The 23,807-nt window shown below is 62.5% G+C and carries 22 protein-coding genes and 1 pseudogene; 8 read left to right on the forward strand and 15 right to left on the reverse strand.

The window, feature by feature from the left end; all coding sequences use genetic code 11:
* Positions 1-35 precede the first annotated feature (35 nt).
* The 3 genes and pseudogenes from CK224_RS00865 to CK224_RS00875 all read right to left on the reverse strand — a co-directional run bounded on the left by CK224_RS00865 (position 36) and on the right by CK224_RS00875 (position 2,033).
* Positions 36-741 (reverse strand): annotated as a pseudogene (locus tag CK224_RS00865) (uracil-DNA glycosylase family protein).
* Positions 681-1,292 (reverse strand): glutathione S-transferase, encoded by a 612-nt coding sequence (locus CK224_RS00870; protein WP_095780510.1) that lies wholly within the window; start codon positions 1,290-1,292, stop codon positions 681-683. Before CK224_RS00870 ends, CK224_RS00865 begins: the two are co-directional and overlap by 61 nt.
* A 117-nt stretch (positions 1,293-1,409) precedes the next feature.
* Positions 1,410-2,033 carry a thermonuclease family protein gene (locus tag CK224_RS00875; protein ID WP_095780511.1) on the reverse strand — a complete coding sequence of 208 codons (624 nt, stop codon included), beginning with the start codon at positions 2,031-2,033 and terminating at the stop codon, positions 1,410-1,412.
* A gap of 75 nt (positions 2,034-2,108) precedes the next feature.
* On the opposite strand from CK224_RS00875, the gene CK224_RS00880 reads away from it, so the two are divergent.
* Positions 2,109-3,629 (forward strand): HAMP domain-containing sensor histidine kinase, encoded by a 1,521-nt coding sequence (locus CK224_RS00880; protein ID WP_067319971.1) that lies wholly within the window; start codon positions 2,109-2,111, stop codon positions 3,627-3,629.
* On the opposite strand, the gene CK224_RS00885 is transcribed toward CK224_RS00880, so the two are convergent.
* Positions 3,626-4,639, reverse strand: a complete 1,014-nt coding sequence (locus CK224_RS00885; protein ID WP_095780880.1) for a nicotinate-nucleotide--dimethylbenzimidazole phosphoribosyltransferase — start codon at positions 4,637-4,639, stop codon at positions 3,626-3,628. The two genes, CK224_RS00880 and CK224_RS00885, sit on opposite strands and share 4 nt — an antisense overlap.
* Positions 4,640-4,801: 162 nt before the next feature.
* Between CK224_RS00885 and CK224_RS00890 the strand changes: the two genes are divergently transcribed.
* Both CK224_RS00890 and CK224_RS00895 read left to right on the forward strand, forming a co-directional pair.
* Positions 4,802-5,032 carry a DUF1289 domain-containing protein gene (locus CK224_RS00890; protein WP_066992723.1) on the forward strand — a complete coding sequence of 77 codons (231 nt, stop codon included), beginning with the start codon at positions 4,802-4,804 and terminating at the stop codon, positions 5,030-5,032.
* A 28-nt stretch (positions 5,033-5,060) separates the two neighbouring features.
* The gene (locus tag CK224_RS00895; RefSeq protein ID WP_095780512.1) at positions 5,061-5,765 is read left to right on the forward strand and encodes a TIGR02281 family clan AA aspartic protease; all 705 of its coding nucleotides are present in this window, start codon (positions 5,061-5,063) and stop codon (positions 5,763-5,765) included.
* A gap of 97 nt (positions 5,766-5,862) precedes the next feature.
* Here the strand turns inward: CK224_RS00895 and dusA are convergent, their stop codons facing one another.
* On the reverse strand, positions 5,863-6,861 hold the full coding sequence (gene dusA, locus CK224_RS00900; protein WP_095780513.1) for a tRNA dihydrouridine(20/20a) synthase DusA: 999 nt from the start codon (positions 6,859-6,861) through the stop codon (positions 5,863-5,865).
* Between the two features lie 466 nt (positions 6,862-7,327).
* On the opposite strand from dusA, the gene CK224_RS00905 reads away from it, so the two are divergent.
* From CK224_RS00905 to CK224_RS00915, 3 genes are read left to right on the forward strand one after another with little or no spacing between them, the layout of a single operon-like run.
* Positions 7,328-8,389: a glycosyltransferase family 2 protein gene (locus tag CK224_RS00905; RefSeq protein ID WP_095780514.1), complete on the forward strand. Its 1,062-nt coding sequence runs from the start codon at positions 7,328-7,330 to the stop codon at positions 8,387-8,389.
* Complete coding sequence (locus CK224_RS00910; RefSeq protein WP_095780515.1) at positions 8,364-9,056, forward strand: class I SAM-dependent methyltransferase; 693 nt, start codon at positions 8,364-8,366, stop codon at positions 9,054-9,056. Before CK224_RS00905 ends, CK224_RS00910 begins: the two co-directional genes overlap by 26 nt.
* Positions 9,034-9,477, forward strand: a complete 444-nt coding sequence (locus tag CK224_RS00915; RefSeq protein ID WP_066992710.1) for a GtrA family protein — start codon at positions 9,034-9,036, stop codon at positions 9,475-9,477. Before CK224_RS00910 ends, CK224_RS00915 begins: the two co-directional genes overlap by 23 nt.
* A 3-nt stretch (positions 9,478-9,480) precedes the next feature.
* Here CK224_RS00915 and CK224_RS00920 read toward each other — a convergent pair whose 3' ends face one another.
* From CK224_RS00920 to CK224_RS00930, 3 genes are all read right to left on the reverse strand, one after another.
* Complete coding sequence (locus CK224_RS00920) at positions 9,481-10,104, reverse strand: hypothetical protein (protein WP_245425699.1); 624 nt, start codon at positions 10,102-10,104, stop codon at positions 9,481-9,483.
* A complete protein-coding gene (locus CK224_RS00925; RefSeq protein WP_245425700.1) occupies positions 10,091-11,251 on the reverse strand; it encodes a hypothetical protein in 1,161 nt (386 codons plus the stop codon). Before CK224_RS00925 ends, CK224_RS00920 begins: the two co-directional genes overlap by 14 nt.
* Before the next feature lie 350 nt (positions 11,252-11,601).
* A complete protein-coding gene (locus CK224_RS00930; RefSeq protein ID WP_067319945.1) occupies positions 11,602-11,904 on the reverse strand; it encodes a DUF982 domain-containing protein in 303 nt (100 codons plus the stop codon).
* Positions 11,905-12,199: 295 nt separating this feature from the next.
* Here CK224_RS00930 and CK224_RS00935 point away from each other — a divergent pair, with 295 nt between their 5' ends.
* Positions 12,200-13,657 carry an NCS1 family nucleobase:cation symporter-1 gene (locus CK224_RS00935; protein WP_095780516.1) on the forward strand — a complete coding sequence of 486 codons (1,458 nt, stop codon included), beginning with the start codon at positions 12,200-12,202 and terminating at the stop codon, positions 13,655-13,657.
* 98 nt (positions 13,658-13,755) lie between these two features.
* On the opposite strand, the gene CK224_RS00940 is transcribed toward CK224_RS00935, so the two are convergent.
* Positions 13,756-14,817, reverse strand: a complete 1,062-nt coding sequence (locus tag CK224_RS00940; RefSeq protein WP_245425701.1) for a peptidoglycan-binding protein — start codon at positions 14,815-14,817, stop codon at positions 13,756-13,758.
* Positions 14,818-15,160: 343 nt separating this feature from the next.
* On the opposite strand from CK224_RS00940, the gene CK224_RS00945 reads away from it, so the two are divergent.
* Entirely contained in the window at positions 15,161-16,414 is a 1,254-nt protein-coding gene (locus tag CK224_RS00945; protein ID WP_095780518.1) for a serine hydrolase domain-containing protein, read from the forward strand.
* Between the two features lie 43 nt (positions 16,415-16,457).
* Here CK224_RS00945 and CK224_RS00950 read toward each other — a convergent pair whose 3' ends face one another.
* The 6 genes from CK224_RS00950 to tpiA all read right to left on the reverse strand — a co-directional run bounded on the left by CK224_RS00950 (position 16,458) and on the right by tpiA (position 23,758).
* The gene (locus tag CK224_RS00950) at positions 16,458-18,233 is read right to left on the reverse strand and encodes a ShlB/FhaC/HecB family hemolysin secretion/activation protein (RefSeq protein WP_095780519.1); all 1,776 of its coding nucleotides are present in this window, start codon (positions 18,231-18,233) and stop codon (positions 16,458-16,460) included.
* 283 nt (positions 18,234-18,516) lie between these two features.
* Positions 18,517-19,053 (reverse strand): DUF1697 domain-containing protein, encoded by a 537-nt coding sequence (locus tag CK224_RS00955; protein ID WP_095780520.1) that lies wholly within the window; start codon positions 19,051-19,053, stop codon positions 18,517-18,519.
* A 17-nt stretch (positions 19,054-19,070) separates the two neighbouring features.
* Positions 19,071-20,708, reverse strand: coding sequence for a CTP synthase (locus CK224_RS00960; protein WP_082953678.1), 1,638 nt, complete (start codon positions 20,706-20,708; stop codon positions 19,071-19,073).
* Positions 20,709-20,957: 249 nt separating this feature from the next.
* Positions 20,958-22,082 carry a L,D-transpeptidase gene (locus CK224_RS00965; protein ID WP_095777712.1) on the reverse strand — a complete coding sequence of 375 codons (1,125 nt, stop codon included), beginning with the start codon at positions 22,080-22,082 and terminating at the stop codon, positions 20,958-20,960.
* Positions 22,083-22,294: 212 nt separating this feature from the next.
* Complete coding sequence (gene secG, locus CK224_RS00970) at positions 22,295-22,819, reverse strand: preprotein translocase subunit SecG (protein ID WP_066992690.1); 525 nt, start codon at positions 22,817-22,819, stop codon at positions 22,295-22,297.
* Between the two features lie 171 nt (positions 22,820-22,990).
* Positions 22,991-23,758, reverse strand: coding sequence for a triose-phosphate isomerase (gene tpiA / locus CK224_RS00975; protein WP_095780521.1), 768 nt, complete (start codon positions 23,756-23,758; stop codon positions 22,991-22,993).
* Positions 23,759-23,807 lie beyond the last annotated feature (49 nt).

Below are 23,807 nucleotides of genomic sequence, written 5' to 3' on the forward strand. Positions count from 1 at the left end.
ATGCCGGCAAAAGCGAGTGATTTCTTGCAAGATGCCTAATTGAGGCGATAGCGGATTTCCGAGCGCAGGAATGGCAGCAAATCCATTTCAAACCACGGATTCTTCTTCAGCCAGCCGGTGTTTCGCCATGACGGATGCGGCAGCGGCAGCACTTTCGGCCCGGCTGCAGCATCCCAGACAGCGCGCCAGTTTCTGACCGTTTCCGTCAGCGACGGCCCACGCGCCGTGCCCATGTGCCAGGACTGCGCATAACCGCCGATCGTCAGCACCAGATCGATCTGCGGCATCAGCGCCATCAGATCGGCGCGCCAGGCAGGCGCGCATTCCTTCCGTGGCGGCAGATCGGCGCCCTTGGCGTCCTGGCCGGGAAAGCAGAAACCCATCGGCACGATGGCGAATTTTTCCGTGTCGTAGAACTCGTCGGGGGTGACGCCGAGCCAGTTCCTCAAGCGATCCCCGGAAGCGTCGGTGAACGGCATGCCCGAGATGTGGACTTTCGTGCCCGGCGCCTGGCCGGCAAGCAGGATGCGGGCCTTCGACGAAGGCACAAGCACCGGGCGCGGCTGATGCGGCAGGGGCCGGCCGCGCGGCTGCTCGACACAGATGCGGCAAGCCCGCACCTTGGCGGCAAGGCTCTCCAGCGCTTCGCTCATGTCCGGCGGGTTCTCCAAAAACAAGCCTCAAGCAGCAGCGCTTGGCCGGCTGGAGAGCGCTGCGTGCCAGCGCAGCACGTTCCCGCATTCCTCAGGCACCTTGATGCGTGCCGGCTTCATGAAATCGATGGCGATCAGCCCGGTGATGTCGGCGACCGAATAGGTGTCGCCGGCGGCAAATTCCCTATCCGCCAACTCCCGGTCGAGGAGATGCAGGAACTCGATGGCCTTCGGCTTGTTGGCCTCGCCCCATTCCGGGATCTGCGGCACCTCCCATTCCTTCATTGCCGGATGGATGTGCCGGAACGCGGCGGCCACGCAGCTCATCAGGTTTAACTCCAGACGCCTTTGCCACATCTCCACCATGGCCTTGCCGAGCGCGCCTGTTCCGAACAGGGCGGGCTCGGGATGCAACTCCTCGAAATAACGGCAAATGGCGATGGATTCGGTGATGATGGTCCCGTCGTCGAGTTCGAGGACGGGCAGCCGCCGCAGCGCATTGCGCGACGCCACCGGCTCCTTGCGATGCTCCAGCGCGCCCATGTCCACGGGCACCAAAGGGACAGCTAGCCCCTTTTCAGCCAGGAAAACCCGAACCCGCCTGGGGTTGGGCGCCCGGCCGCCATCGAACAGCTTCATTCCAGTCTCCGATCTTCATGCCAATCTTAGGGCGCGCTGCAATGCATGTCGCCCAAAACTGCATAGCGGTTTGGCAAGACCACATGTTGGCAAACAGAGCATCCCCCGAAGCGGGCATCACCAGAAACGAACAAGCTCACGCAACGCATCGCCGAGCGAAGCCAGTGCGCCGTGCTTCCTTTCGACGGGTTGATTGTGATGGCTGTCCCGCCAGTCCTGCGGCTCATCGAAGGAGCCAGCCCAGATGCCCACCTTGGCAGTCCGGGCGACGGCCTCCTCGGTTTCGAAGTCGCCGAAGGCGACGGCCCATCCGGACTGTACCTGCGCGCGGTTGAGGTGCGTGTCGCCCGCCTTGCAGTCGCCGAGCAACCGGCCGTAGCGGTCGCGCTGCCAGCCGGTGCAGGAGACCGGCCTGTCGGCGATCAGCCGCACCAGCGACTGCCGCGCGAGCTTGCCGCAGGCATAGTCGGCTCCGTCCTTGCGGCACGTCTGTGTGTATTCCGGCGCGTCGATGCCGCGCATGCGGATGCGCTCGGCGCCAAGCGTGATCGAATCACCGTCCTTGACGATGGCCGTGCCTTGCTCCTGTCGCATCTCGAACCGGTCGAGCCGCGCCGCCACCAGGATCGACAGGCCAAGCAGGACCACGGCCAGCCCGTAATCCAGAAGCCTGCGCAAAAGGCTTCGCGGAGGCCGCGGAACATAGCGCCGGCGCGGTCTTCGCGACCAGGAACGGCTCATATGGCAAACAGTCTCTTAATCATTCGAACGTAGCTTAACGAACTGAAAATCGCTGCGCGCAGAAATTGAACTTGCATGCCTTTGCTACGCTCGGACACAGCGGACAAATTCATTGTGGACCGCAGGAAACCGCATCGCAACAGCGATGTGGCGCGCGCGGTGCGCAGGACGCGTGACCGTCTTTCGCAGCAGGCCGGCAGCCTCGATTTCGACCGCGAACTGCTCAAGCTGCATGCACGCGCCATGGTGGTCAGTGCGGCGGCGATTCCTCTGCTTGTGCTTGTAGTAGCGGCCATCGGCCGCTTCGCGGGCCTGGGCAACCAGGTCGCCGTCTGGGCTCTCTTCATGCTGCTTTGCTACGCTATCGTCACTTTCATGGCGCGGCGCGTCGAGCGCGCGGAAGCAGCCGAGCTCGACCCTGTGCAGACGCGCCGCGATTTCCTGATCGGCCATTCGCTCTGCGGCCTCGGCTGGGCCTGGTTCGCCTGGCTGGGCTGCTCCACATGCCAGGTCGACCAGTTCCATGTCGTCAAGGCCATGGTACTCCTGGTCGCCATGGCGACGACTGCTGTGATGGCATCGTCGCTGGGCGGCGCGCTATTGGCGACCTTCGCCGTTCCCGTGGCGGTCTATGTCTATGCCGTCCTGCGCCTGTGGATGCCGATCGAAGGGATCATGGCGGCGCTTCTGGTCGCTGCCCTGCCCTTCTTCGGCTACGTCGCGCGCCATCTCAACCAGTCATCCTGGATGCTGCTCTCCTTCCGCTCCGAGAAGGACGCGCTGATCGCCGAGGTGGAGACTGCCAAATCCATGTCCGACGAGGCCAGGCGGCGCGCCGAGGACGCCAATCTGGCGAAGTCGCGCTTCCTCGCCTCGATGAGCCATGAGCTCCGGACGCCGCTCAACGCCATCCTCGGTTTCTCCGAAGTGATGGCCAATGAAGTGCTCGGGCCGATGAACAACCCAACCTATCGCGATTATGCGCATGATGTGCACGAATCTGGCCAGCATCTGCTCGATCTGATCAATGAGATCCTCGACCTGTCGCGCATCGAGGCCGGCCGCTACCAACTCAACGAGGAGCCGGTGGTGCTGGTGACGATCGTTGAGGATTGCTGCCATATGATGGAACTGAGAGCCCGCAACAAGGACATCCGCGTCATCCAGGAGTTCGAGACCGCGCTGCCGCGCCTGTTCGGCGACGAGCGTGCCATCCGGCAGATCGCGCTCAATCTGCTGTCCAATGCCATCAAGTTCACGCCGTCGGGTGGCGAAGTGCGTGTGCGCGTCGGCTGGACGGCGGGCGGCGGTCAGTACATCTCGGTCAAGGACAACGGCCCCGGCATACCGGAAGAGGAAATCCCAGTGGTGCTTTCCGCCTTCGGCCAGGGCTCGATCGCCATCAAGAGCGCCGAACAGGGAACGGGCCTCGGACTGCCGATCGTGCAGGGTCTGCTCGACATGCATGGCGGCGAGTTCGAGCTGCACTCCAAGCTGCGCGAAGGCACCGAGGCCATCGCCATCTTCCCGCTGAGCCGAGTGATGGAGGAATTGCCCGCGCTGCCGACCAAGGCTGTCGCCGCCCGCCGGCGTTAGCTCCGGGACGCCGGTTGGACCCGAACCGCCGCCGCCATACCGGAGCTCGTGAGCGCCGCGGCCTTGACAAGACCGGCGGCAAGTCCAGCCCCAACTCCTTCCCCGTGACTGACAGCAAGATCGAGCAGTGGCTCGAGCCCAAGCCGTTCGGCGACTTTGGCTTGGCCCGGCTCCGGCGACAGGCTGGCGAGCAGGCAGTGGTCGATCGCGGAAGGATCGGCTTTGTGCAGAACCGCGGCGGCAGCCGTCGCGACGAACCCGTCGAGCAGCACAGGAATCTTCTGCATGCGGGCTGCAAGAATGGCGCCGCAGATCGCCGCGAACTCGCGCCCGCCGACGCGGCGCAAGGCTTCGAGCGGATCGCCGAGACCGGCGCCGTGGAAAGCAAGCGCCCGGTCGACCGCTTCGGCCTTGCGCGCCATCATCGCCGTGTCCGCGCCCGATCCAGGGCCAACCCAGTAGGAGCCCTTGCCGCCGAAGAGGGCAGCGCTGAGCGCGGCCGCAATGGTTGAATTGCCGACGCCCAGATCGCCAAGGCAAAGAAGATCGGCGCCGCCCGCGACCGCTTCCATGCCGAAGGCCATGGTGGCGGCGCAGCCGCGCTCGTCGAGGGCCGCTTCTTGCGTGATGTCGCCGGTCGGAATATCCAGCGCCAGGTCGAAGACCTTCAGGCCGAGATCGTTGGCGATGCAGATCTGATTGATCGCCGCGCCTCCGGCGGCGCAGAGTTCGACGGCATTGGCGGTCGCCGAAACCGGCCGCGGCGAGATGGCATGCCGAACGGCACCGTGATTGCCGGCAAAGATCGCCACAAGCGGACGATTGACGGCCGGCGGCGCCCGCCCGCTCCAGGCGGCGAGCCATGCCGCGACATCTTCAATCCGGCCAAGCGAGGCTTTCGGCTTGTCGGCCTTGGCAAACAGAGTGCGGACGCGGATTTCGGCGGCGGCGTCGGCCGGCGGCAGCGTTGCCAGCAGAGTGCGGAAATCATCGAAAGGCTTTGCGGTCATGTCGAATGCGGTCTCTTTGCAGGAACAGCCAGCGGCATAGCCGCCTTCACCGCCTGGCACAACCGCCCGGCAATGCCGCGAAAGCGCCGGTCGGTGGCGCATCGCGAAGGGCTTGCATTGGCGTTGCGGTTGCACCATGTGGAGTGAAGGCAAGAGAACAGCATGACGGCCATCGAGTCTCCCTGCATACTCGTCTGTTCCATCGACATGAAAACCGGCTTCTGTTTCGGTTGCGGCCGCACGCGCGATGAGATCGCCGGGTGGATCGCGATGACGCCGGAAGTCCGGCGTGCAGTCATGGCCGAGTTGCCGGCGCGGCTGGAGACGGTCGAACGCCGGCCCCGCCGCGAGACGCGGCGCGCCCGCATGGCGCGCGAGCGCGGCGTGTTGTGAAAGAGCTGGCTGTGAGAAAGGGCTGGCCATGAATCGCCTGTTCTGGGTCGTCATGCTGGTGATCGGCGCCGGCTTGATCCTGCTGATGATGAATGATTCCGCCGGCCGCACCTTCAGCATCGAGAACAACGATTTCAGCAGGCTGATCTGGGTTGGAGTCCTGGTGGCGGTAATCGGCGCCAGCCTTATTCGCTCTGGCCGGCCGCTCGGTGACATGGCGCGCAACTTCGGCGTCTGGGCGGCAATCGTGCTGGCACTGATCGCCGGCTACCAGTACCGCTACGAGTTGCAAGATGTTGTCAGCCGCGTCACCGCCGGCCTTGTTCCGGGAAGCCCCTTGGCGCTGGGCGTCGATAATGGCCGTGCCACCGTGACGCTCGACAAGGCCGGCAATGGCCATTTCGAGGCGCGAATCCTCGTCAACGGCAGGCCGGTGCGCACGGTGGTCGACACCGGCGCGACCAGCACGGTGCTGACGGCGGAGGACGCCCAGGCGGCCGGCTTCAACCCAGCGGCGCTCAGCTACACCGTGGACGTCTCGACCGCCAACGGCATGGCGCGTGCGGCAACGGTCAGGACCGACGAGATGGCGATCGGCGGCATCGTGCGCAAGGATATGCCGGTGATGATCGCAGCGCCCGGCATGCTCGAGCAAAGCCTGCTCGGCATGAACTTCATCGGCTCGCTGTCGGGCTTCGAGGTGCGCGGTGACCGCATGATCATGCGCGACTAGATTCCCGGTTTACGCCCCGAATTTTCGTCTAGACAAACGCATCGAGCGGTTCGCCGTTTCTGTGGAACGGTGAAACGCTCTAGCCGCCCGATCCGCCTCACGCGGCTTCGGTTTCCGCCGCCGCGAAATCTATTGCCGCGAACGCCGTCTTCAGCACCTCTGGCCCGGCGCCGGGTCTATTGGCGTCGGTGGACAAAATCTGCCGGTAGCGGCGCGCGCCCGGGAGACCGTGGAACAGCCCGACCATATGGCGCGTGACATGGCCGAGCCGTCCGCCCTTCTCGATGTGACGCGCGGCGTAAGCGGCCATGGCGTCCATCAGCGCCGCGTAGTCGAAAGCGACCGGCGCCTCGCCGTAAAATGCGGCATCGATCCCGGTGAGGATGCCGGGCGTATGATAGGCCGCGCGGCCGAGCATGGCGCCGTCGACATAAGCGAGGTGCGCCTCTGCCTCGTCAAGGGATTGAATGCCGCCGTTGATGCCGATGAATTGGTTGGCCATCCTGGCCTTGAGCCGATAGACGCGCGGATAGTCGAGCGGCGGGATCTCGCGGTTTTCCTTGGGACTAAGCCCCTCCAGCCACGCCTTGCGGGCGTGCACCCAGAGCGCATCGGCGCCGGCCGTCAGCACGCCGTCTGCGAGCGTGTCGAGAGCGGGTTCGGGGTCCTGGTCATCGACGCCGATGCGGCATTTGACCGTGACGGGGATTCTCACCGCCGCCTTCATCGCCGCGATGCATTCCACGACCAGCACCGGCGTCTTCATCAGGCACGCGCCGAAAGTGCCCGACTGGACGCGGTCGGACGGACAGCCGACATTGAGGTTGATTTCGTCGTAACCGAACGCCTCGCCGATCACCGCCGCTTCGGCAAGCTTTCGCGGATCCGAACCGCCAAGCTGAAGCGCAACCGGATGCTCGGCACCGTCGAAGCCGAGCAGGCGCTCGCGTGCGCCATGGATGACTGCGTCCGCCACCACCATTTCCGTGTAGAGCAACGTGCGACGCGTCAGCTGACGGTGAAAGAACCGGCAATGCCGGTCCGTCCAGTCCATCATTGGTGCTATGGCTATTCTGAAATCTTGATACTTCGACATTTTTTTGTTGTTTCAAAAATGTTGGGCCACGTCGTGTGTAGTCTTTTCCCCACAGACGCCCCTTTTTTCCGGTTTCCGATGCGTCGGTGCACACGGAGCGCAGACGAATTGGACACCTTCCCTAAACTAAAATCCGGCTCTTGGAGAGCCCAGGTTCGTCACGGGGCATCTCAAGAAAGGTTTTGCGCCGCAGGAACGCCGAGATCGGCGCACGATGCAGCGTCGGATCGAGAAATCGCATCGTTGGTAGTCGCGAGATGGGTGGCTGTTCCGCGATCCGGTGGCGCTCCCATCCGCCCGGCCTGAAAAAGATGGGCATCAAAATCCTCGATCCAAGGAGTTCTGTCGGTACCCGGTTAGATTTCAACCGAACGTTGCGCGCCTTTTTTGGTGAGGAACAGCGCCATTTCTTCCGCAATTAGCGCCTGCTTATGGAACTTTCTGGCCGGTGTTCCATTGCAATCGCATGCAAGAATCTGTCCAGCGGATCCGGACGCGGGCACCGTCCCTACGCTACTCATTGGTGCTGCCGATATACAATGAGGAGGAGGTGTTGCCCCGGCTGGTCGAGCGGATCAGCGCACTGACCGCAAAACTGGACGGAGACACCGAAGTCATCTTCGTCGACGACGGAAGCAGCGATCGAAGCGTGAGCTATTTGCGCGGCATGGTCGCCGCCGAACCGAGCTTCCGCCTGATCGAGCTCTCCCGCAACTTCGGCCACCAGATCGCCATCAGCGCCGGCATGGAAGCGGCCTCCGGCGAGGCTGTCATCGTCATGGACGCTGACCTGCAGGATCCGCCCGAGGTCGTTCTCGACCTGGTGGCGAAGTGGAAGGACGGCTTCGAAATCGTCTACGCAAGGCGCGTCAGCCGCAAGGGCGAAACCTGGTTCAAGCGCTTTACCGCCAGCCTGTTCTATCGGCTACTGGAGAGGATGACACCGGTCGAGATCCCGCGCGATGTCGGCGACTTCCGCCTCGTCGGCCGGAGGGCGCTGGACACGTTCAAGCGCATGCCGGAGCACGACCGCTTCGTCAGGGGCATGTTCGGCTGGATGGGTTTCAAGCAGGCGGCGGTGCCGTTCGAGCGCCCGGCGCGGACGCTTGGTGAAACCAAATACCCGTTATGGAAGATGATGCGGCTTGCCATCCATGGCATCATCGGTTTTTCGGAGCGGCCTCTGCAACTGGTGCTGTTGACCGGGTTGGCCATTTCCGCTCTCGCCCTGGCGTTCGGCGCATACGCCATCGCGGCCTGGATCCTCGAAACCGGCGTGATTGCCGGCTGGACATCCACGGTGGTGATCGTGTCGCTGCTAATCGGCATCAATCTTTTCATGACCGGCGTGATGGGTCTCTACGTCGGCAGCATCCATGCCGAGGTCAAACGGCGCCCGCTCTATGTTGTCGAAAGGCTGAGTGGCTTCGACCGGCCGATGCGCGTCGCCTCCCGCGACAAGCGCGCTTCGTTTCGCAAGTCCAGGAACGGGGTCACGGCGGATGTCCGAACTCTTCGACAGCTATAGGTCCAGCTACAGTGAGGCAGTCGAGGGCTCGATCCGGTTCTCCGGGCTGCGCCATGATTTCTTCCTGCGTGCCAAGGCCGAGCTTCTGCGACGACTGGTCCTCGAGCAGGACCTCCGGCGGGGCGGCGCAGGCGTGCGCGCGCTCGATGTCGGTTGCGGCGTGGGCTCGCTTCATCCGCATCTCGCCGATGTCTTCGATCGACTCGACGGCTGCGACGTGTCGAAGGAATCACTCGCGCGTGCCAGCGCTGAGAACCCGCACGTCGCGTACAGCGTGTGCAACACCTCACGCCTGCCTTACGCGGATGGCATGTTCGACCTGGCCTTCGCCAGTTGCGTCGTCCACCACGTGCCGCCTGCGTCGTGGCTGGATTTCTTCCGCGAGATGCGGCGCGTCGTTCGGCGAGGCGGACTTGGCTGCATCATCGAGCACAATCCCTACAACCCGCTGACCCGTATGGCGGTGTTGAGATGTCCGTTCGACAAGGACGCCGTCCTGCTTCGCGCTGGCAAGGCGGCATCGCTGCTTGAGCAGGCGGGCTTCCGCGACGTGCACTGCGAGCATTTTCTGCTCCTGCCGTCGGCCAAGCCGCTTGCCCGGAAACTGGAAAGCGCGCTCGGTTGGCTGCCGCTCGGAGCGCAGTATGCCTGTGTCGCCCGCGCCTGAGAATCGTCGCGTCGCCGGCACGAAGCTCCTGGGGCGCTTCGCTTCAGTCGGCCTTGTCGCCACAATCCTCTATGCCGTCCTGACTACAATCTTTGCCCAATCGAACTGGCTCGGGCTCGCGCCCGTCGAAGCCTCGCTCGCCGCTTACGCGGCCGCCGCCCTGTTTTCCTATCTGGCGCACAAATCCTTCACCTTCATGTCGGCCGGCTCGCACCGGTCACAGGCGCCGCGTTTCGTGTTGCTGACCATTGCCGGCCTCGCTATGGCTTACGCGGCACCGTACCTGCTGACGGTGACATTCGGCCTGCCGCTTGCCGTTCCCGTTCTCCTCACTTCCTTGGCCATCCCAGCGCTTAACCTTCTTGTGCTCGATCGCTGGGTCTTTGCAGAGCGCCGCCTGCGCGATGACGGGCCGTCCTGAGGATCAAAGCGTGTCCAACCGGAAAGATCTCAGCTTGATGGCGCGGTTGTAGATGTTGCTCGCATCGGCGCTTTGCGGAATGCCGTCGGGATACTCGATGGCCATGTCCAGTGTCGCCTTGCCAGCCAGCACGGCGTGCGGAATGACGAAGGACACAGTTGTCGCCACATCGCCCGACAGCGTCCCCCGATACACCTCGGTCCCATTGGCCGACACGACGATCCTCTGCCAGGTCTGCGGCGGGCGAATAATGGCGGCCATTTCCAGCGTTGCCCGAAGCCCGTCGCGGAGCAGCGGCAGGGTAAGGCGCAGGTGAGAGCTCTCGCCCAGCGAATGGGTGCCGTCCGCCACTGGCCCCGACCAGCCGCAGACCATCATGGTGGTTGCTTCCCGGGCGCCGTCGGAGCGGAACGATACGGTCCGGCCTGGCGTGTAGCGCCCCACGGCGTCCCGGTTGAGGCATGTGGTGGTCTTGTCGATGTAATAGGCGCGGTAATCGTCGTTGACATTCGGGCTGAGGGCAAGCGCCAGGATGGCGATCTCGGCTGCCGCAAGCGCGCCCGCCAGCGCGTAGCCGGCACCCAGGATTACCGGCCTGGTCGATTCCGTCAGCTCAGACCAGCGCAAGATAGCCTCCAAGCCAGGCCACGGTCATGAAGTAGCAGGTGAAGAGGAAGACAATCAGCGCAGCGACCAATGTCGCCTTCGAGCCCGACAACAGCACCGCCGTCAGCATCGTCAGCGGCGCGAGGCCGACGACATAGCGGACCATCGAAGCCAGATTCGAGGTCAAAGGCAGGATGATGGCCATGGCGCAGAACAGGGCCGCGCCAATTTGCCGGCGCGCCGCGAGCACCGCCGCCAGCGCCAGTCCCACGATTGCCGTCGACGCGCTCCATTGCGGCGCACTGGGCCACCAACCGGCCCCGGGGTGATAGGACAGCCCCGCCCAGAGGAACAGCAGCGGGTTGCCGGCCACGCGCCCGAACGCGCGCTGGACATGCACGAAGGCAAAGCCGTCCCCGACCGTGACGTAAAGGTAGAGCATGTAGGCGAACAGGCCGGCGGGCGAGATGAGTATGGCGATGATGAGATCCGGCCGGCCGAGCAGCCAGCGTGGGAAGCCGATAGCCGACCCGCCCTTGGCGCGATGCTCCTCAAACATGCGAATGACGAGCGCGAACACGGCCAGCACGCCGACGACCCGCGTTGCCGAGAGCAGCGCGCAAGACAACCCCGCGGCGAGATGGTTCGAGCGTTTGAGCGCCAGGAAGAGGCAGGACGTCAAAAGCACGAAGAGCGGCTCGGTGAGGAAGGTGGCAAAATAGAACGAGAACGGGCCGCTCAGCAGGAAGGCGCAATAAAGCACATAGGCCCGCATGTTCCTGTCCATGAGCGGCCATGCCACCAGGCACGAGACATAGCCGCACGCCAGCGATGCCGCCGTCGCAATCGCGATCGTGGAGAAGGGCAGAATCGTGCGGACCGCCGCCACCAGCATCGGATAAAGCGGAAAGAACCCCCAGCGCCCGACATTGCTGCGGCCAGGAATGGGAAAGCGCTCATAGCCCTGTTCGGAAATGCCGACATACCAGGAGCAATCCCATTTGCAGAAGGCGCGGGCATAGGCCGCTAGGCTCGGATCCGGCGACACCGATGCGAATGCGGCGTAGCGGATGACAAGACCGCTCAACAAAAACAGCAGCGGCACTGCCGCCACTGCGATCACCGTGAGGCGAATGCCGCTCTTCGCACGCGCCACATCAACTGCCAAATCCGCCTCCAACCGCCCGGATGGCATCCGCGTCGTGCCGGCATCCCTCGCCAACACGCCTCTCGGTCCAACGCTGCATACCTAAAGGGGCGGTGGGATTTTTAGTTCCGCTGCACGATATTCCGGCCGGCATGGCATCCGGTGGACAATCTGCCGGTAGCGGCGCGCCGGCGACAGGCCATGAAAACAGTCCGGCGTATGAGACGACCAGCCGCTGGCCCCGGTGGAAGCCCCCTCAAACGCTCTTTCAGGAGGAATTGAAACAACGCAACTCGTGCCAGTAAGGACACAACACCACCGGGACGTCGACCTCAGGCCGACGTCTGATGCTGCCGAAGGATTCGAACGTGCTAGCGCCTTAGAGCGTAGACATTGTCCATCGACACGCCGCCCAAAGGCAGCGCCATCTCGTCGTCGAGAATCCGAGTGATGCGGGCAAAGCCGACAAAAGCTTTTCTCGCCTCCTCAGCCGACATCTTGCCAGCCATAGCTGCCGAGCAGCAATTCACGGCGCATTGATAAACGGGGCCGCGCCTCCCCGTTGGCCACTTCCGCAGGAACACCATCGCTTCAGAGACGCTGTCGACTTCCTCCAAGGGATATCCCTGCCCACGCGCGATCCGCACTGGGGTAAAGAAATGCAAGCGATCCATCACTATCCTCCCGGTCGACCGCAAAGCGGCCGAACCCGCATAAACGCATGTCCAGGGGTTTGGTTCCACACAATTTTGGTTGCTGCTCGAAAAAGTTCGGAACCGGACAGGGCGCGATCAGCAAGCCGACTCAAGTAAAGGCGATTCCTGTTTTGGCGCGACGAGAAGCGCGATTCTCATTGAATGACTTTAAGGCCAAAGCCGGCAAATGGATTGCTTGTAGGTTCCCCAGCGGCAGGCTTACCCTCACCAGTTAACGCGGGGACGCCGCGTTTTGCAAAAGGGGACAGTTGCAATGACCATACAAGGCGCTTCGCCGGACCTCTACAACGAGGATCTGGCTCCGGCAACAGTCAGGAACTGGGGGCCGTTTTCAATCTTCAACGTCTGGACTTCCGACGTCCACAGCCTCTGGGGCTATTATCTCGCCGCGAGCCTTTTTCTGTTCTGCGGCGGCTTCGTCAACTTCATCATCGCCATCGGCATCGGCTCGCTGATCATCTACTTCCTGATGAACCTTGTCGGCTATGCCGGCGTGAAGACCGGCGTTCCCTACCCCGTGCTTGCGCGCGCCTCCTTCGGCATCTGGGGTGCCAACATTCCGGCGCTGGTGCGCGCCGTCGTCGCCTGCTTCTGGTATGGCGCGCAGACGGCCGCTGCGTCGGGCGCAATCGTGGCGCTGCTGACGCGGCTGCAGTGGTTCGACGAGTTCAACAAGACCTCGCATCTGCTCGGCCATTCCACGCTGGAGGTGATCTGCTTCGTCGTCATCTGGGCGCTGCAGCTTTTGATCATCCAGAAGGGTATGGAAACGGTGCGCCGGTTCCAGGACTGGGCCGGACCCGCCGTTTGGGTGATGATGCTGATCCTGGCGATCTATCTCTGCGTCAAGTCGGGCACCTTCGCCTTCACCAGCGATATTCCGATGGACGTGCTGCTCGACAGGACCAAGGATGCCGGCGTGCCAGGCGAGCCGGGTTCGTGGACCGCGCTGTTCGCGGTGGCGGCAATCTGGGTAACCTACTTTTCGGCGCTCTACCTCAACTTCTGCGACTTCGCCCGCTACGCGCCCAACAACGCGGCGCTGCGCAAGGGCAACATCTGGGGCCTGCCGGTCAACCTGATCCTGTTCTCGCTGGTCGCCGGCATCACCACGATCGCCGCCTACGACGTCTATCACGAGGTGCTGCTCCACCCCGACCAGATCTCGGCCAAATTCGACAGCTGGTTCCTGGCGGCCCTTGCCGCGCTGACCTTCGCGGTGGCGACCCTGGGCATCAACGTCGTGGCGAACTTCGTCTCGCCGGCCTTCGACTTCTCCAACGTCTTCCCGCGTCAGATCGACTTCAAGAAGGGCGGCTATATCGCGGCGCTGATCGCGCTGGTGCTCTATCCGTTTGCGCCGTGGGAAGGCAGCGCTGCCTCCTTCGTCAACATCATCGGCGCGACGATGGGGCCGATCTTCGGCGTGATGATGGTCGACTATTATCTGATCCGTAAGGGCGAGGTCGACGTCAACGCGCTCTACCGCGAAGATGGCGAGTTCCGCTTCCAGGGCGGCTGGCACGTCAACGCCTTCATCGCCGCCGGCATCGGCGCGATCTTCTCCTCGATCCTGCCCAACTTCACCAACTGGCTGCCGTCCTGGTGGGGCGTCTATGGCTGGTTCTTCGGGGTCGCGATCGCGGGCGCCGTCTACTATGTGCTGCGCACAATGGCGCTCGGCGCCGGCGCACGCATGGCCAAGGCTTAACACAGTCGGGGCGGCGAAAGCCGCCCCATTTGCTTCGTCTCACTTGCCCACCATCTCGGGCCAGCCAATGCGGGGTCCTTGCGCTCGAAAAAGTTGCGTCAGGGCAGTTCGAGCTCGGGCTCAATGATGTAGATGGTAGGATCCATTTCTTCAGGAGACACGACGACCACGTCCTTGCCTGTCGCGTCTATATAGCCGTCCGTAACAGCAAAGCCCGCCATAAGCTGGTCGTCCGTGAGAGGATACCAGGAACCGAATTCGTGAGAGTAAGAAGCGATAGCCAACCTTGCCAAAATCGCGTTGTTATATAGGTCGACCTCGTAGTCCTCAGAAAATTTTCCGGCCGAGTATCTCTTATAGCCATCGATATAAGGATCGCGAGAATTCTTACCTCGATACTTGTCGACAATGGCGCCGACGGTGACCTTATCCTTGCTGCCATTAAAGTATATTTTTCGTAGCAGGAATCCCCAAGCGCCTACTCCGTACTCCGGGGCCTCATATATGGCAGTTTGATTTCCATGACGATCCGGCAACGTGCATCCCATATATCCGTTCATGCTGTCTCTCTGCCAATTGGAAATGTTGATGGCACCCGGATTGTTGGTTCGGAGAGCTCTTCGAGTAAGCGTATTTGACGAGTCGTAGTCGACGTCCGGTTGGCCGCTGAAGAAGTTGCCAAGGCCGGCCAGGCTTCTGAAGTCGAATTGAGTGCCTTGCGCATATTTCGCATCGTCACGAAAAGGCGGATCCAGACGGCGCATGATGTTCGTGTCCCAAAACGGCAACCCCAGCGCTTTGCCGGTCCGAATGCTCACGACACCGTCAGCGGTTATCCCATGCGCCGCCTGGAAGGCCTTCGTGGCGCTCTCTGTTTGCGGGCCAAACAATCCATCAACATCGGAAGAGTAAAACCCTTTGTCCTCGAGCACGCATTGAAGGAGCGCGACCCTTCGATCAGGAACCTGGCTTTTGGTCAATTGAAACACCGGATCCTGCGATCCGCCGGCCGCCCGCCGAACACCGGCAAAAGCGACGAGAAACGGCAGGGTTGAGCTTGCGAGCACGTGCCTTCGTGTCACCGGAAAGGTGGAAGTCTCCGATACTTTCGCAAGAATTCCCGCTTGTCGTTTCTGACCAAGATATTCGAAGTCGAACATCGCCATTCTCCAAGCCGCCGAGCACCATTTGCTGGCACTAACGCCGTGCTTAGCTAGGCGAGTTCTGCCAAAGCGCTCCACGCCCAGCGATACACCTTGGCTCCGGACCTCATCTTATCGTATCTTTGCCTCGGAACGTAGCTTATGCGGAGGGCGCAAGTTGGAGAGGCGAGTTCCCGTCCGGGTTGAGAATGTTTGTTTAGACGAACTTGCGCTCGCCAACCAACGCCGGCGCTGTGCGCTTCCCCGCCAAGAGCTCCAAAACGCCCTGCGCCCGACTTTTCGATCCTTAACTGCTCACCATGATGTTCGTCCGACCTTTTTCTAAATGTGGAGAATGGCAATGGAAGAGAATGGGTTTCGTCTGATCGTCCGCTGCATCGGTTCCGTCGCCCTGTTTGCTTTTTCCTCCCAAAACGCATTCGCAACCGATAGCGCGCGATGCGTTGCGAACATCGAAAAAGTGATTGCCGATGGGTCGGTTCCGGCGAAGGCAACGCCGCTGCCCTCGGAGCTCAGCGCGAAGCTTGACGCTGCGGTTCGATCCGCGCTGCCCAAGACGGCGGCACCAGGTGTCATCGTCGGCGTGGTGACACCTTCCGGAACATGGAAGGCGGCGTATGGCAAGGCCGACCCTTCCGCCGGCACACCCATGGCTGTGGGGATGCACACGCGCATAGGTTCAGTTACCAAGACATTCACCGGCACAGCGATCATGCAGTTGGCCGAAGCTGGGAAGCTGTCGCTTGACGACAAGATCCAGAAATACGTGCCCGGCATCCCCAATGGCGATCGGATCACGCTCCGCCAGCTCGCCGATATGACCAGCGGCATTGCGAGCTATACCCAAAGTGCAAAATTCCAAGATGTCTTGTTCTCCAAGCCTCAAACGATCTTCACGCCCAAGGAGCTGGTAGCCATCGGCGTGGCAGAATCGCCTCTCTTCGAGCCCGGAGCCTCGTTCAACTATTCGAACACCAACACGATCCTGCTCGGCATGGTCATGGAGCAGGTTACTGGAAAGACCATCGGCGAGGTTTTCAAGGAGCAGATCTTTGATCCGCTGAAGCTCAAGAATACGTCCTGGCCGGGCGACTCGGTGGATTTGCCGGTGCCCTATGCTCAGGGCTTTACCCTGCAGGGGGATTTTGCCAAGCCGGATGCACCAAGCAACGCGACGAACTGGAACCCATCCTGGGGATGGACTGCAGGGGAACTGATTTCCAATATCGACGATTTGCTGGTTTATGCTCGGGCACTGGGCACCGGGAACGGCTTGCTGGGGGCAGCTGCGCAGAAGGAGCGGCTGACCTTCCCGGGCGCGGCCGGCTACGGGATCGGCGTCGGTTGCATCGGCGGCTGGGTGGGCCATACGGGCGAACTGCCAGGCTACAACACGACCTTGTTTTACAAGGCAGGTGCGGACATAGCCGCCGTGGTCCAGACCAACAGCGACATTGCTTCCGGCGATTGCAAGGCGGAGCCGACGCTGACCGACGATCCACGCGACACGGTCTGCTCTTCGCCTGCAACGCGTGTATTTGTTGCGGTTTCAGAGGCTCTTGGCCAGCCGTATACGCCGCCCAACCCCCACTGAATGCCGGATGAGAGCCGAGACGGCTCGACAATTTTGCGGCGGCTCACCCGTTGTGAGCCGCTCCATCTCCTGAAGCACGGTGGAAGTCTGTTTCGGCTTTCCCGGCATCGCTATAATATGAACCGATGAGTTGGAACAGGAATCGCGTGCCGGTATCGGCCAGCTCTTGGCTGTCTTGGAACGGTATTGCGACTATCGCCCTTGCATTGAGGTGTTGTCCGAAAGAAGCTGCCACCCCTACCCCGGCCGAGCCCAGTTCTGCCTCGGTGTAATCCACGCCCGTGTCGTGGTTCCAGATCGCGCCATAGTCGACGAAGGCAAACACGTTCATATTCGAGAAGGGTGAAGATTCCGGGAGTTGGATGTTTCGCCCCAGTTCCAGCGCGGAGGCTATCCCGCTGTCGCCGGACGCCGCCGAGCCGTCGAAGGCCAGGCCATAGGGATCGCCGCCGAGCACGAGTTGCGCCGCCGATGGAAGCGCCGTGGGCGCATACTGGGCAGCGACGCGAAGACGAATGGTGGTGAGCGAGACGATCTCCTTGCGCAGGTCGAGATCGGCGCGGAAAAACCGATAGTCGTCGGGAACGCCTTCACGCGGCGCATGGGGGTTGCTGCTGTCGCTCGCGCCAAGGGCGTCGAGACCTTGGCCGAAAGTGCCGGTCAACGAAATGGCGCCCTTGTCCAGCTCGCCGATATAGTTCAGGGACGTTGCCAGCCATCGCAGGTCTTCGTCCGTCGCCCTTTGCCCGCTAGCGTCCAGCGAGTTGTCTTTGAAGTTCAGCTCAATCCGGCCAAAAAGACTATGACCGATTGTCCGCAGGAAGGGGTAGTTGGCATAGACTATCCCGAAGGTCGACTGAACATCGAGTTCGAGAGGCCCGAGATCGCCGCCGGGTTCGGAAGATACATGGCCGAGGCTGTAGCCCACGTGCAATCCGTCATACCATACCGGAACATCCTGCGAGCCGAGGACGAATTTGAGCTCGTCCGGGCTGGCGGGAATGGTGACCCCCACGATTTTCGTCGCCTCAAACAGCCTCAGCGCATCGTTTAAGGTACCGGTGCCGGTCAGCTGGTACGGACCGACCGCGTCGCTGCCAAAATTATCGAATATCCCTGTTGCGCTGGCACGGTTGAAGCTGATGTCCAACTTCAGATCCCCGCCCGCCGAGGGCGTTTCGGGACGCGTGAAGACGCCTTCAATCGTCAGGCCGGCAAGGTCGCTCATCAACAGCAGTACGCGCTCGGCTTCCTTGATGCGGATCGGACGCATGGCGACGATGCGATCGATATAGGGCCGCAGACGTTCCTCGACGTTGGGCACGGCACTCTTGATGGTGACCTTTCGCACGTAGGATTCATACAGAATGATGACCACGTTACCGGAAGAGACGTCCTGCTTGGGCACGACCGCCCACGAGAAATATCCTTCCCGCTGGTAGATGGCGTCGATCCTCTCCGCGATCGCGTAGACTTCTGCGAGGCTGATCCTTTTGTTCAGATCCCCGGCCCAGGCAGCTCGAAGTGTTTCATTTGGGACCGTGACGGCGCCTCGAACGGTTACCGATCGCAATATGAACTTTATTTTTCGAGCCGCGGCGGGCGGGGTTTCCTTGCGGGCATCGGAAACCGAAAGATCGATCGTGCCGGGCTTTCGCGGGGCCGAGTAGCGCCGGATGATTTCGTTCTGATCTGACACCACCGAACCAATTTGATCGGAGATCGTCTGAGCCTGCGTTGGCCCGACGGTCAGGGCCCAGGCAGCAAGAATCGCAAGAATAACGATCGTCGGCTGCACGAGCGCGAGCAGCTCAGGCAATGCTTTGCGGCTAGGCACTTGTAAGCCTGGCTGAGACTTGCTCACAAACTCACGATGCCCCCTGACATGTAGACTTGAGCAAACCTTATCAAATCTCCCGTTTTGCGCCAGCTTCTCGAAAGGAGAATCATCTCCAGATTGCGTGAAGGTGTTTCTCAGCGGCCTTTCATCGGAACGGTCGCCTGCCTCAGATTTCGGTGAACGATCGAGGAATCGGATTCGCCCTGCTCCGGCGCGGAGGGTTGGGACTTGAGTAGTCGGGGCGGCGAAAGCCACCCTTATTTCAACCGACCATCTCGGACAGTCTGCGCACCGTGTTCCAGTTGCGCGATGTGCCGATCCCCATGCGCTTGTGGTTTGCTGCGGCGAGCAGCCGCGAGCTTGGCCGCTCGCGCGAAAAGACGACCCAAATATCGCCGTCGACCGACAGCACCTTCTCGTCCGCGGCGGCATAGGCTGTAAGAGCCGCTGCGGCTTCTTCAGGCGCCGGCCGGCGCATCACCCGCACCGCGACCTGATCGCCGGCTTTTGCCGATTCGTCCGGGAACGGATTGGCGGCAGCAAGCTTCAGCCAGTCTTCTGAGCCGCGCACGATGATATCGACATGGCGGCCGAAAGTCTCTTCGAAGGCCTTTTCCAGCCGCCGTTCGAGACCGGAAACGCTGGCCGTCCGCGCCTCGAAGACCAGATTACCCGTGGCGACCAGCGTGCGGACGTTTTTCAGCCCGATGGCTTCGGCCATCGCCTTGAGCTCGGACATGACAACGCGCCGCCCCTCGCCCAGGATGATGCTGTAGAGCAGCGCGACGTAAGTTCGCATGGTCGCCGGCCGATCGTTCAGACCAGCCGCGACTGCTCCACCGCCGCTTCGATGAAGCTTGCAAACAGCGGGTGCGGCTCGAGCGGGCGGCTCTTCAGTTCAGGGTGGTACTGCACGCCGATGAACCAGGGATGGTCGGGATATTCCACCGTCTCCGGCAGCACCCCGTCTGGCGACATGCCGGCAAAGACCAGGCCGCAATCCTCAAGCCGCTGCTTGTAGTCGATGTTCACCTCGTAGCGGTGCCGGTGGCGCTCGGAGATCTGCGTGTCGCCGTAGATCTCGGCGATCTTCGACCCCTTGGCGAGGTCGGCTTGATAAGCGCCGAGGCGCATGGTGCCGCCGAGATCGCCGGTAGCCCTGCGCTTCTCCAGCATGTTGCCCTTCAGCCATTCCGTCATCAGGCCGACCACCGGCTCCTCGGTCGGGCCGAATTCGGTGGAAGAGGCATGCTCGACGCCGGCGAGCGACCGCGCAGCCTCGATGCAGGCCATCTGCATGCCGAAGCAAATGCCGAAGTAAGGCACCTTGCGCTCGCGCGCGAACTTCGCGGCCAGGATCTTGCCCTCGGATCCGCGCTCGCCGAAACCGCCGGGAACGAGGATGCCGTGCACCTTCTCCAGCCACGGCGTCGGGTCTTCCTTCTCGAAGATCTCGCTCTCGATCCAGTCGAGCTTGACCTTGACGCGGTTGGCAAGCCCGCCATGCGACAGCGCCTCGATCAGCGATTTGTAGGCGTCCTTGAGGCCGGTGTATTTGCCGACGACGGCAATCGTCACCTCGCCTTCCGGATTGTGGATGCGGCTGGAGAGCGCCTGCCAGGGCTCCATGCGCGGCTTCGGCGCCGGATCGATGCCGAAGGCGGCGAGCACCTCGGAATCCAGCCCTTCCTTGTGATACGCCATCGGCACGTCGTAGATGTGCGGCACGTCGAGCGCCTGGATGACGGCGCTCTCGCGCACATTGCAGAACAGCGAAAGCTTGCGGCGCTCTTCCTTGGGGATCGGCCGGTCGGCGCGCACCAGAAGGATGTCAGGCGCGATACCGATGCCGCGCAATTCCTTGACAGAATGCTGCGTCGGCTTGGTCTTCAATTCGCCGGCGGTAGGGATGTACGGCATCAGGGTGAGATGCACATAGACCGCGTTGTTGCGCGGCAGGTCGTTGCCGAGCTGGCGAATCGCCTCCAGGAACGGCATCGCCTCGATGTCGCCGACAGTGCCGCCGATCTCGCACAGCACAAAGTCGTAATCGTCATTGCCCTCGAGGACGAAATGCTTGATCTCGTCGGTGACGTGCGGGATCACCTGCACGGTCGCGCCGAGATAGTCGCCGCGCCGCTCGCGCTCGATGATGTTCTTGTAGATGCGGCCGGTGGTGATGTTGTCCTGCTGGTTGGCCGAGCGGCCGGTGAAACGCTCGTAATGGCCGAGATCCAGATCGGTCTCGGCGCCGTCGTCCGTCACGAACACTTCGCCATGCTGATACGGCGACATCGTTCCGGGATCGACATTGAGGTAGGGATCGAGCTTCTTGATCCGCGCGCGATAGCCACGCGCCTGCAGAAGAGCCCCAAGAGCTGCTGCAGCGATGCCTTTTCCGAGTGAGGAAACCACGCCGCCTGTGATGAATACATATCGCGCCATGGGAGTCATCGCTTAACGCGGCCTGATTGATTCCGCCAGAGAAAAAACCGCCGCGAAGGCTTTTTCCCAAATGGCGCTCGTGTCCGGATGGGCATTTCTCTGAAGCATGCCGCCCAAAACTGTGCAGTGGTTTGGGAGAACGGCAGGCATCAGAACAGAAACTCGAAAGCGCGGCACCTGCGTCTTTCAACGCGACGCGCTTTGATCAAAGAAAAAGGGCCGGTGGTGCCGGCCCTTTCGGCAGTTTGCTTCAACGCGTTAGATAATAACGACCTTGGTGCCGATCTTGACGCGGCTGTAGAGATCCATGACGTGCTCGTTGATCATGCGGAAGCAGCCGTTGGAAGCGCTGGTTCCGATCGACTGCGGTGCAATGGTGCCGTGGATGCGCAGATGCGTGTCCTTCTTGCCGTCATAGAGGTAGATGGCGCGCGCGCCGAGCGGGTTTTCGCCGCCGCCGGGCATGCCGTCCTTGTACTGGCCATAGTGCTTCGGCTCGCGCTTCTGCATGTCGAGCGTCGGGATCCAGCGCGGCCATTCCTGCTTGTCGCCGACGGCCACCGTCCCCTTGAACTGAAGGCCTTCACGGCCGACTGCGATGGCGTAGCGGCGCGCGGTGGAAAACGATTCGACGAGGTAGAGACGGCGAGCAGTCGTGTCGATGACGATCGTCCCGGGCTCATAGCCGGTGAAGGCAACGTCCTGCGGCACGAACTCCGGCTTCACCTTGAACGGCCTCTTGGCATCCTTCTTGGCGAGCGCCGAATCAAGCGCGCGGGTCTCCGGCAGATAGTTGATTGAGGTCACCGAGGACCCCCCGAACAGGCCGGCGAACAGCCCGCCGCTGCTCGCCCGCTTCTGGCCGGGCTGTTCGCTGCGCAACTCACCGTTGTTGCCGGTGGCCGTGATGTTCATCGCGTCGGCCGGGATGGGCTCCTCGGCCTGGAGCGAGGCGATCGGCGCCACGGGCATGATCGGTTCGATGATCTTGACGGTCTTCTTCCCGGGCTTCGCATCGGCCACTTCGGCCGGCGCGGCCGAACCCTTCTTGGAGAGCCATTCCTGACGCGCCGCATCCGCCTTGGCCTTGGCCGCCTCGCGCATCGCCAGCTTGCGGGCTTCGAGCGCCTTCTGCTTGGCCGCTTCCTTGTCGGCAGCGATCTTGGCCTCGAGCTTTTCGATCTGCGCGAGGTCGTCCGGAGTCGGGTTTTTCTTCTTCTTGAGAAGCCTCAGCTGCGATGCGTCGCTCTTGGCGGCGACGGGGATTGCGTCGGTCTTCTCTACCGACGGCGAAGCGGCCAGATTTGCCGGTGAGGCAAAGGCCGCGGATCCCATGCCGAATACGGCACAGAATCCCAAAAGGATGAAGCTGCGAAGCTGCATGGCGAAGATCCGATTTTCTATGCTAGTTGCCCAACGGCGTCGCCCGGCGCCCCCCAAGGACGCCGAAAGTGCCGCGCGCAATCTATAATCGATTAGCCAGCGCACTCTCAAGCTGAGCGACGTGTTACATTTGGTTGAATCTTCGTGATCGAGCGGCATTTGCCGCGACTGTGTTCAAAGAACAACAGATCGCGGCGGCAATGCTTGTCCGGCTACTGGTTCGGAACCTGCGGGGTGACCGGCAATGTAACGCCGTTCGCGGCCGGCGGCGTGGTCGGATTCGCGGGCGCCGGTGTTGCGGGAGCAGTGGCCGGAGCCGTGGTGGTGCCGCCATTCGACAGCGGCGTGGTGGTCGTCGCGCCGCCCGACGGGGCGGGCGGCGCGGTGCCGGTAGCCGGCGCCGCCGGCTGCGAGCTGCCCACCGGACCGGTGGCGCCCGGCAATTGGTTGAGCACGCCCTTGCCGGCATTGCCCGAGGTCGAAGCCGGTGCCCTGTCGAGGATGTCGATCGGCTTCTCGCCGTAGCGGGCAAGGATGGAGAGCGCGAGCGAAGTCACGAAGAAAGCCGCGGCCAGGATCGCAGTCGCGCGGGTAAGCGCGTTGGCTGCGCCCCGCGCCGTCATGAAACCGGAACCGCCGCCAATGCCGAGTCCGCCGCCTTCGGAGCGCTGCAGCAGCACCACCCCGACAAGGGCGAGCACGACCATAAGATGAACGACGATCAGTACCGTTTCCATAATTTATCCTGGCGAGGCCTAGCGCGGCCGCGCATACGACCGGTGATTTGGAGGCGGCTCCTTACAATGCTTTGGCGGCATTTCCAAGCCCGTGGCCGGGAATATGGGGAGCAATCAGGCCATTGCAACGATTTGGGCCGCGCCCCTGCCGCCGCGGGCCACCGCCTGCGGCTATGACATGTGCATGTAGGCTTCGGCAATGGCGAGGAAGTCGGCCGCCTTCAGGCTTGCGCCGCCGACCAGCGCACCATCGACATTCTCGACGCCAAGCAGCTCCACCGCATTGGACGGCTTCACCGAACCGCCATAGAGAATGCGCATCCTGGCCCCGGCATCGCCGAGCAGCGCCGTCAGCTTGCCACGGATATGGGCATGCGCCTCGGCGACGTCGGCGGCGGTCGGCGTCAGGCCGGTGCCGATGGCCCAGACGGGCTCGTATGCGATGATGGTGTTGGCGGCGGTGGCGCTCGCCGGCACCGAACCGTCGAGCTGGCGCGACAGGACATCGAGCGTCGCGCCGGCTTCACGCTCGGCGCGCGTCTCGCCGATGCAGATGATGGCCACCAGCCCTGCCCGCCAGGCGGCCGAAGCCTTAGCGTTGACGATCGCATCATCGTCGCCGCATTGCTCGCGCCGCTCGGAGTGGCCGACGATGACATGGCTTGCGCCGGCATCCTTCAGCATCTCGGCCGAAATCTCACCCGTATAGGCGCCGCTCTCCTTGGGGTGGCAATCCTCGCCGCCGGCGCGAACCGGTGTGCGCGAAAGGATCTCTGCGGCCTGGTGAAGCAAGGTGGCCGGAACGCAGACCAGGGCTTCCGTCTCCGCATCGAGGCCGCTCATGAAGCCGTTGCCGATCATCCTCAACTCGTTGAGCGAGGCGCTGGTGCCGTTCATTTTCCAGTTGCCGGCAACGAGCGGACGGATTCCAGGGGTCATGGCGTCGAGTTCTCCAGGCAACATAAGGCAGCGCCCTCAGTACCAAAAT

Source organism: Mesorhizobium sp. WSM3862, assembly GCF_002294985.1.
Taxonomy (GTDB): domain Bacteria; phylum Pseudomonadota; class Alphaproteobacteria; order Rhizobiales; family Rhizobiaceae; genus Mesorhizobium.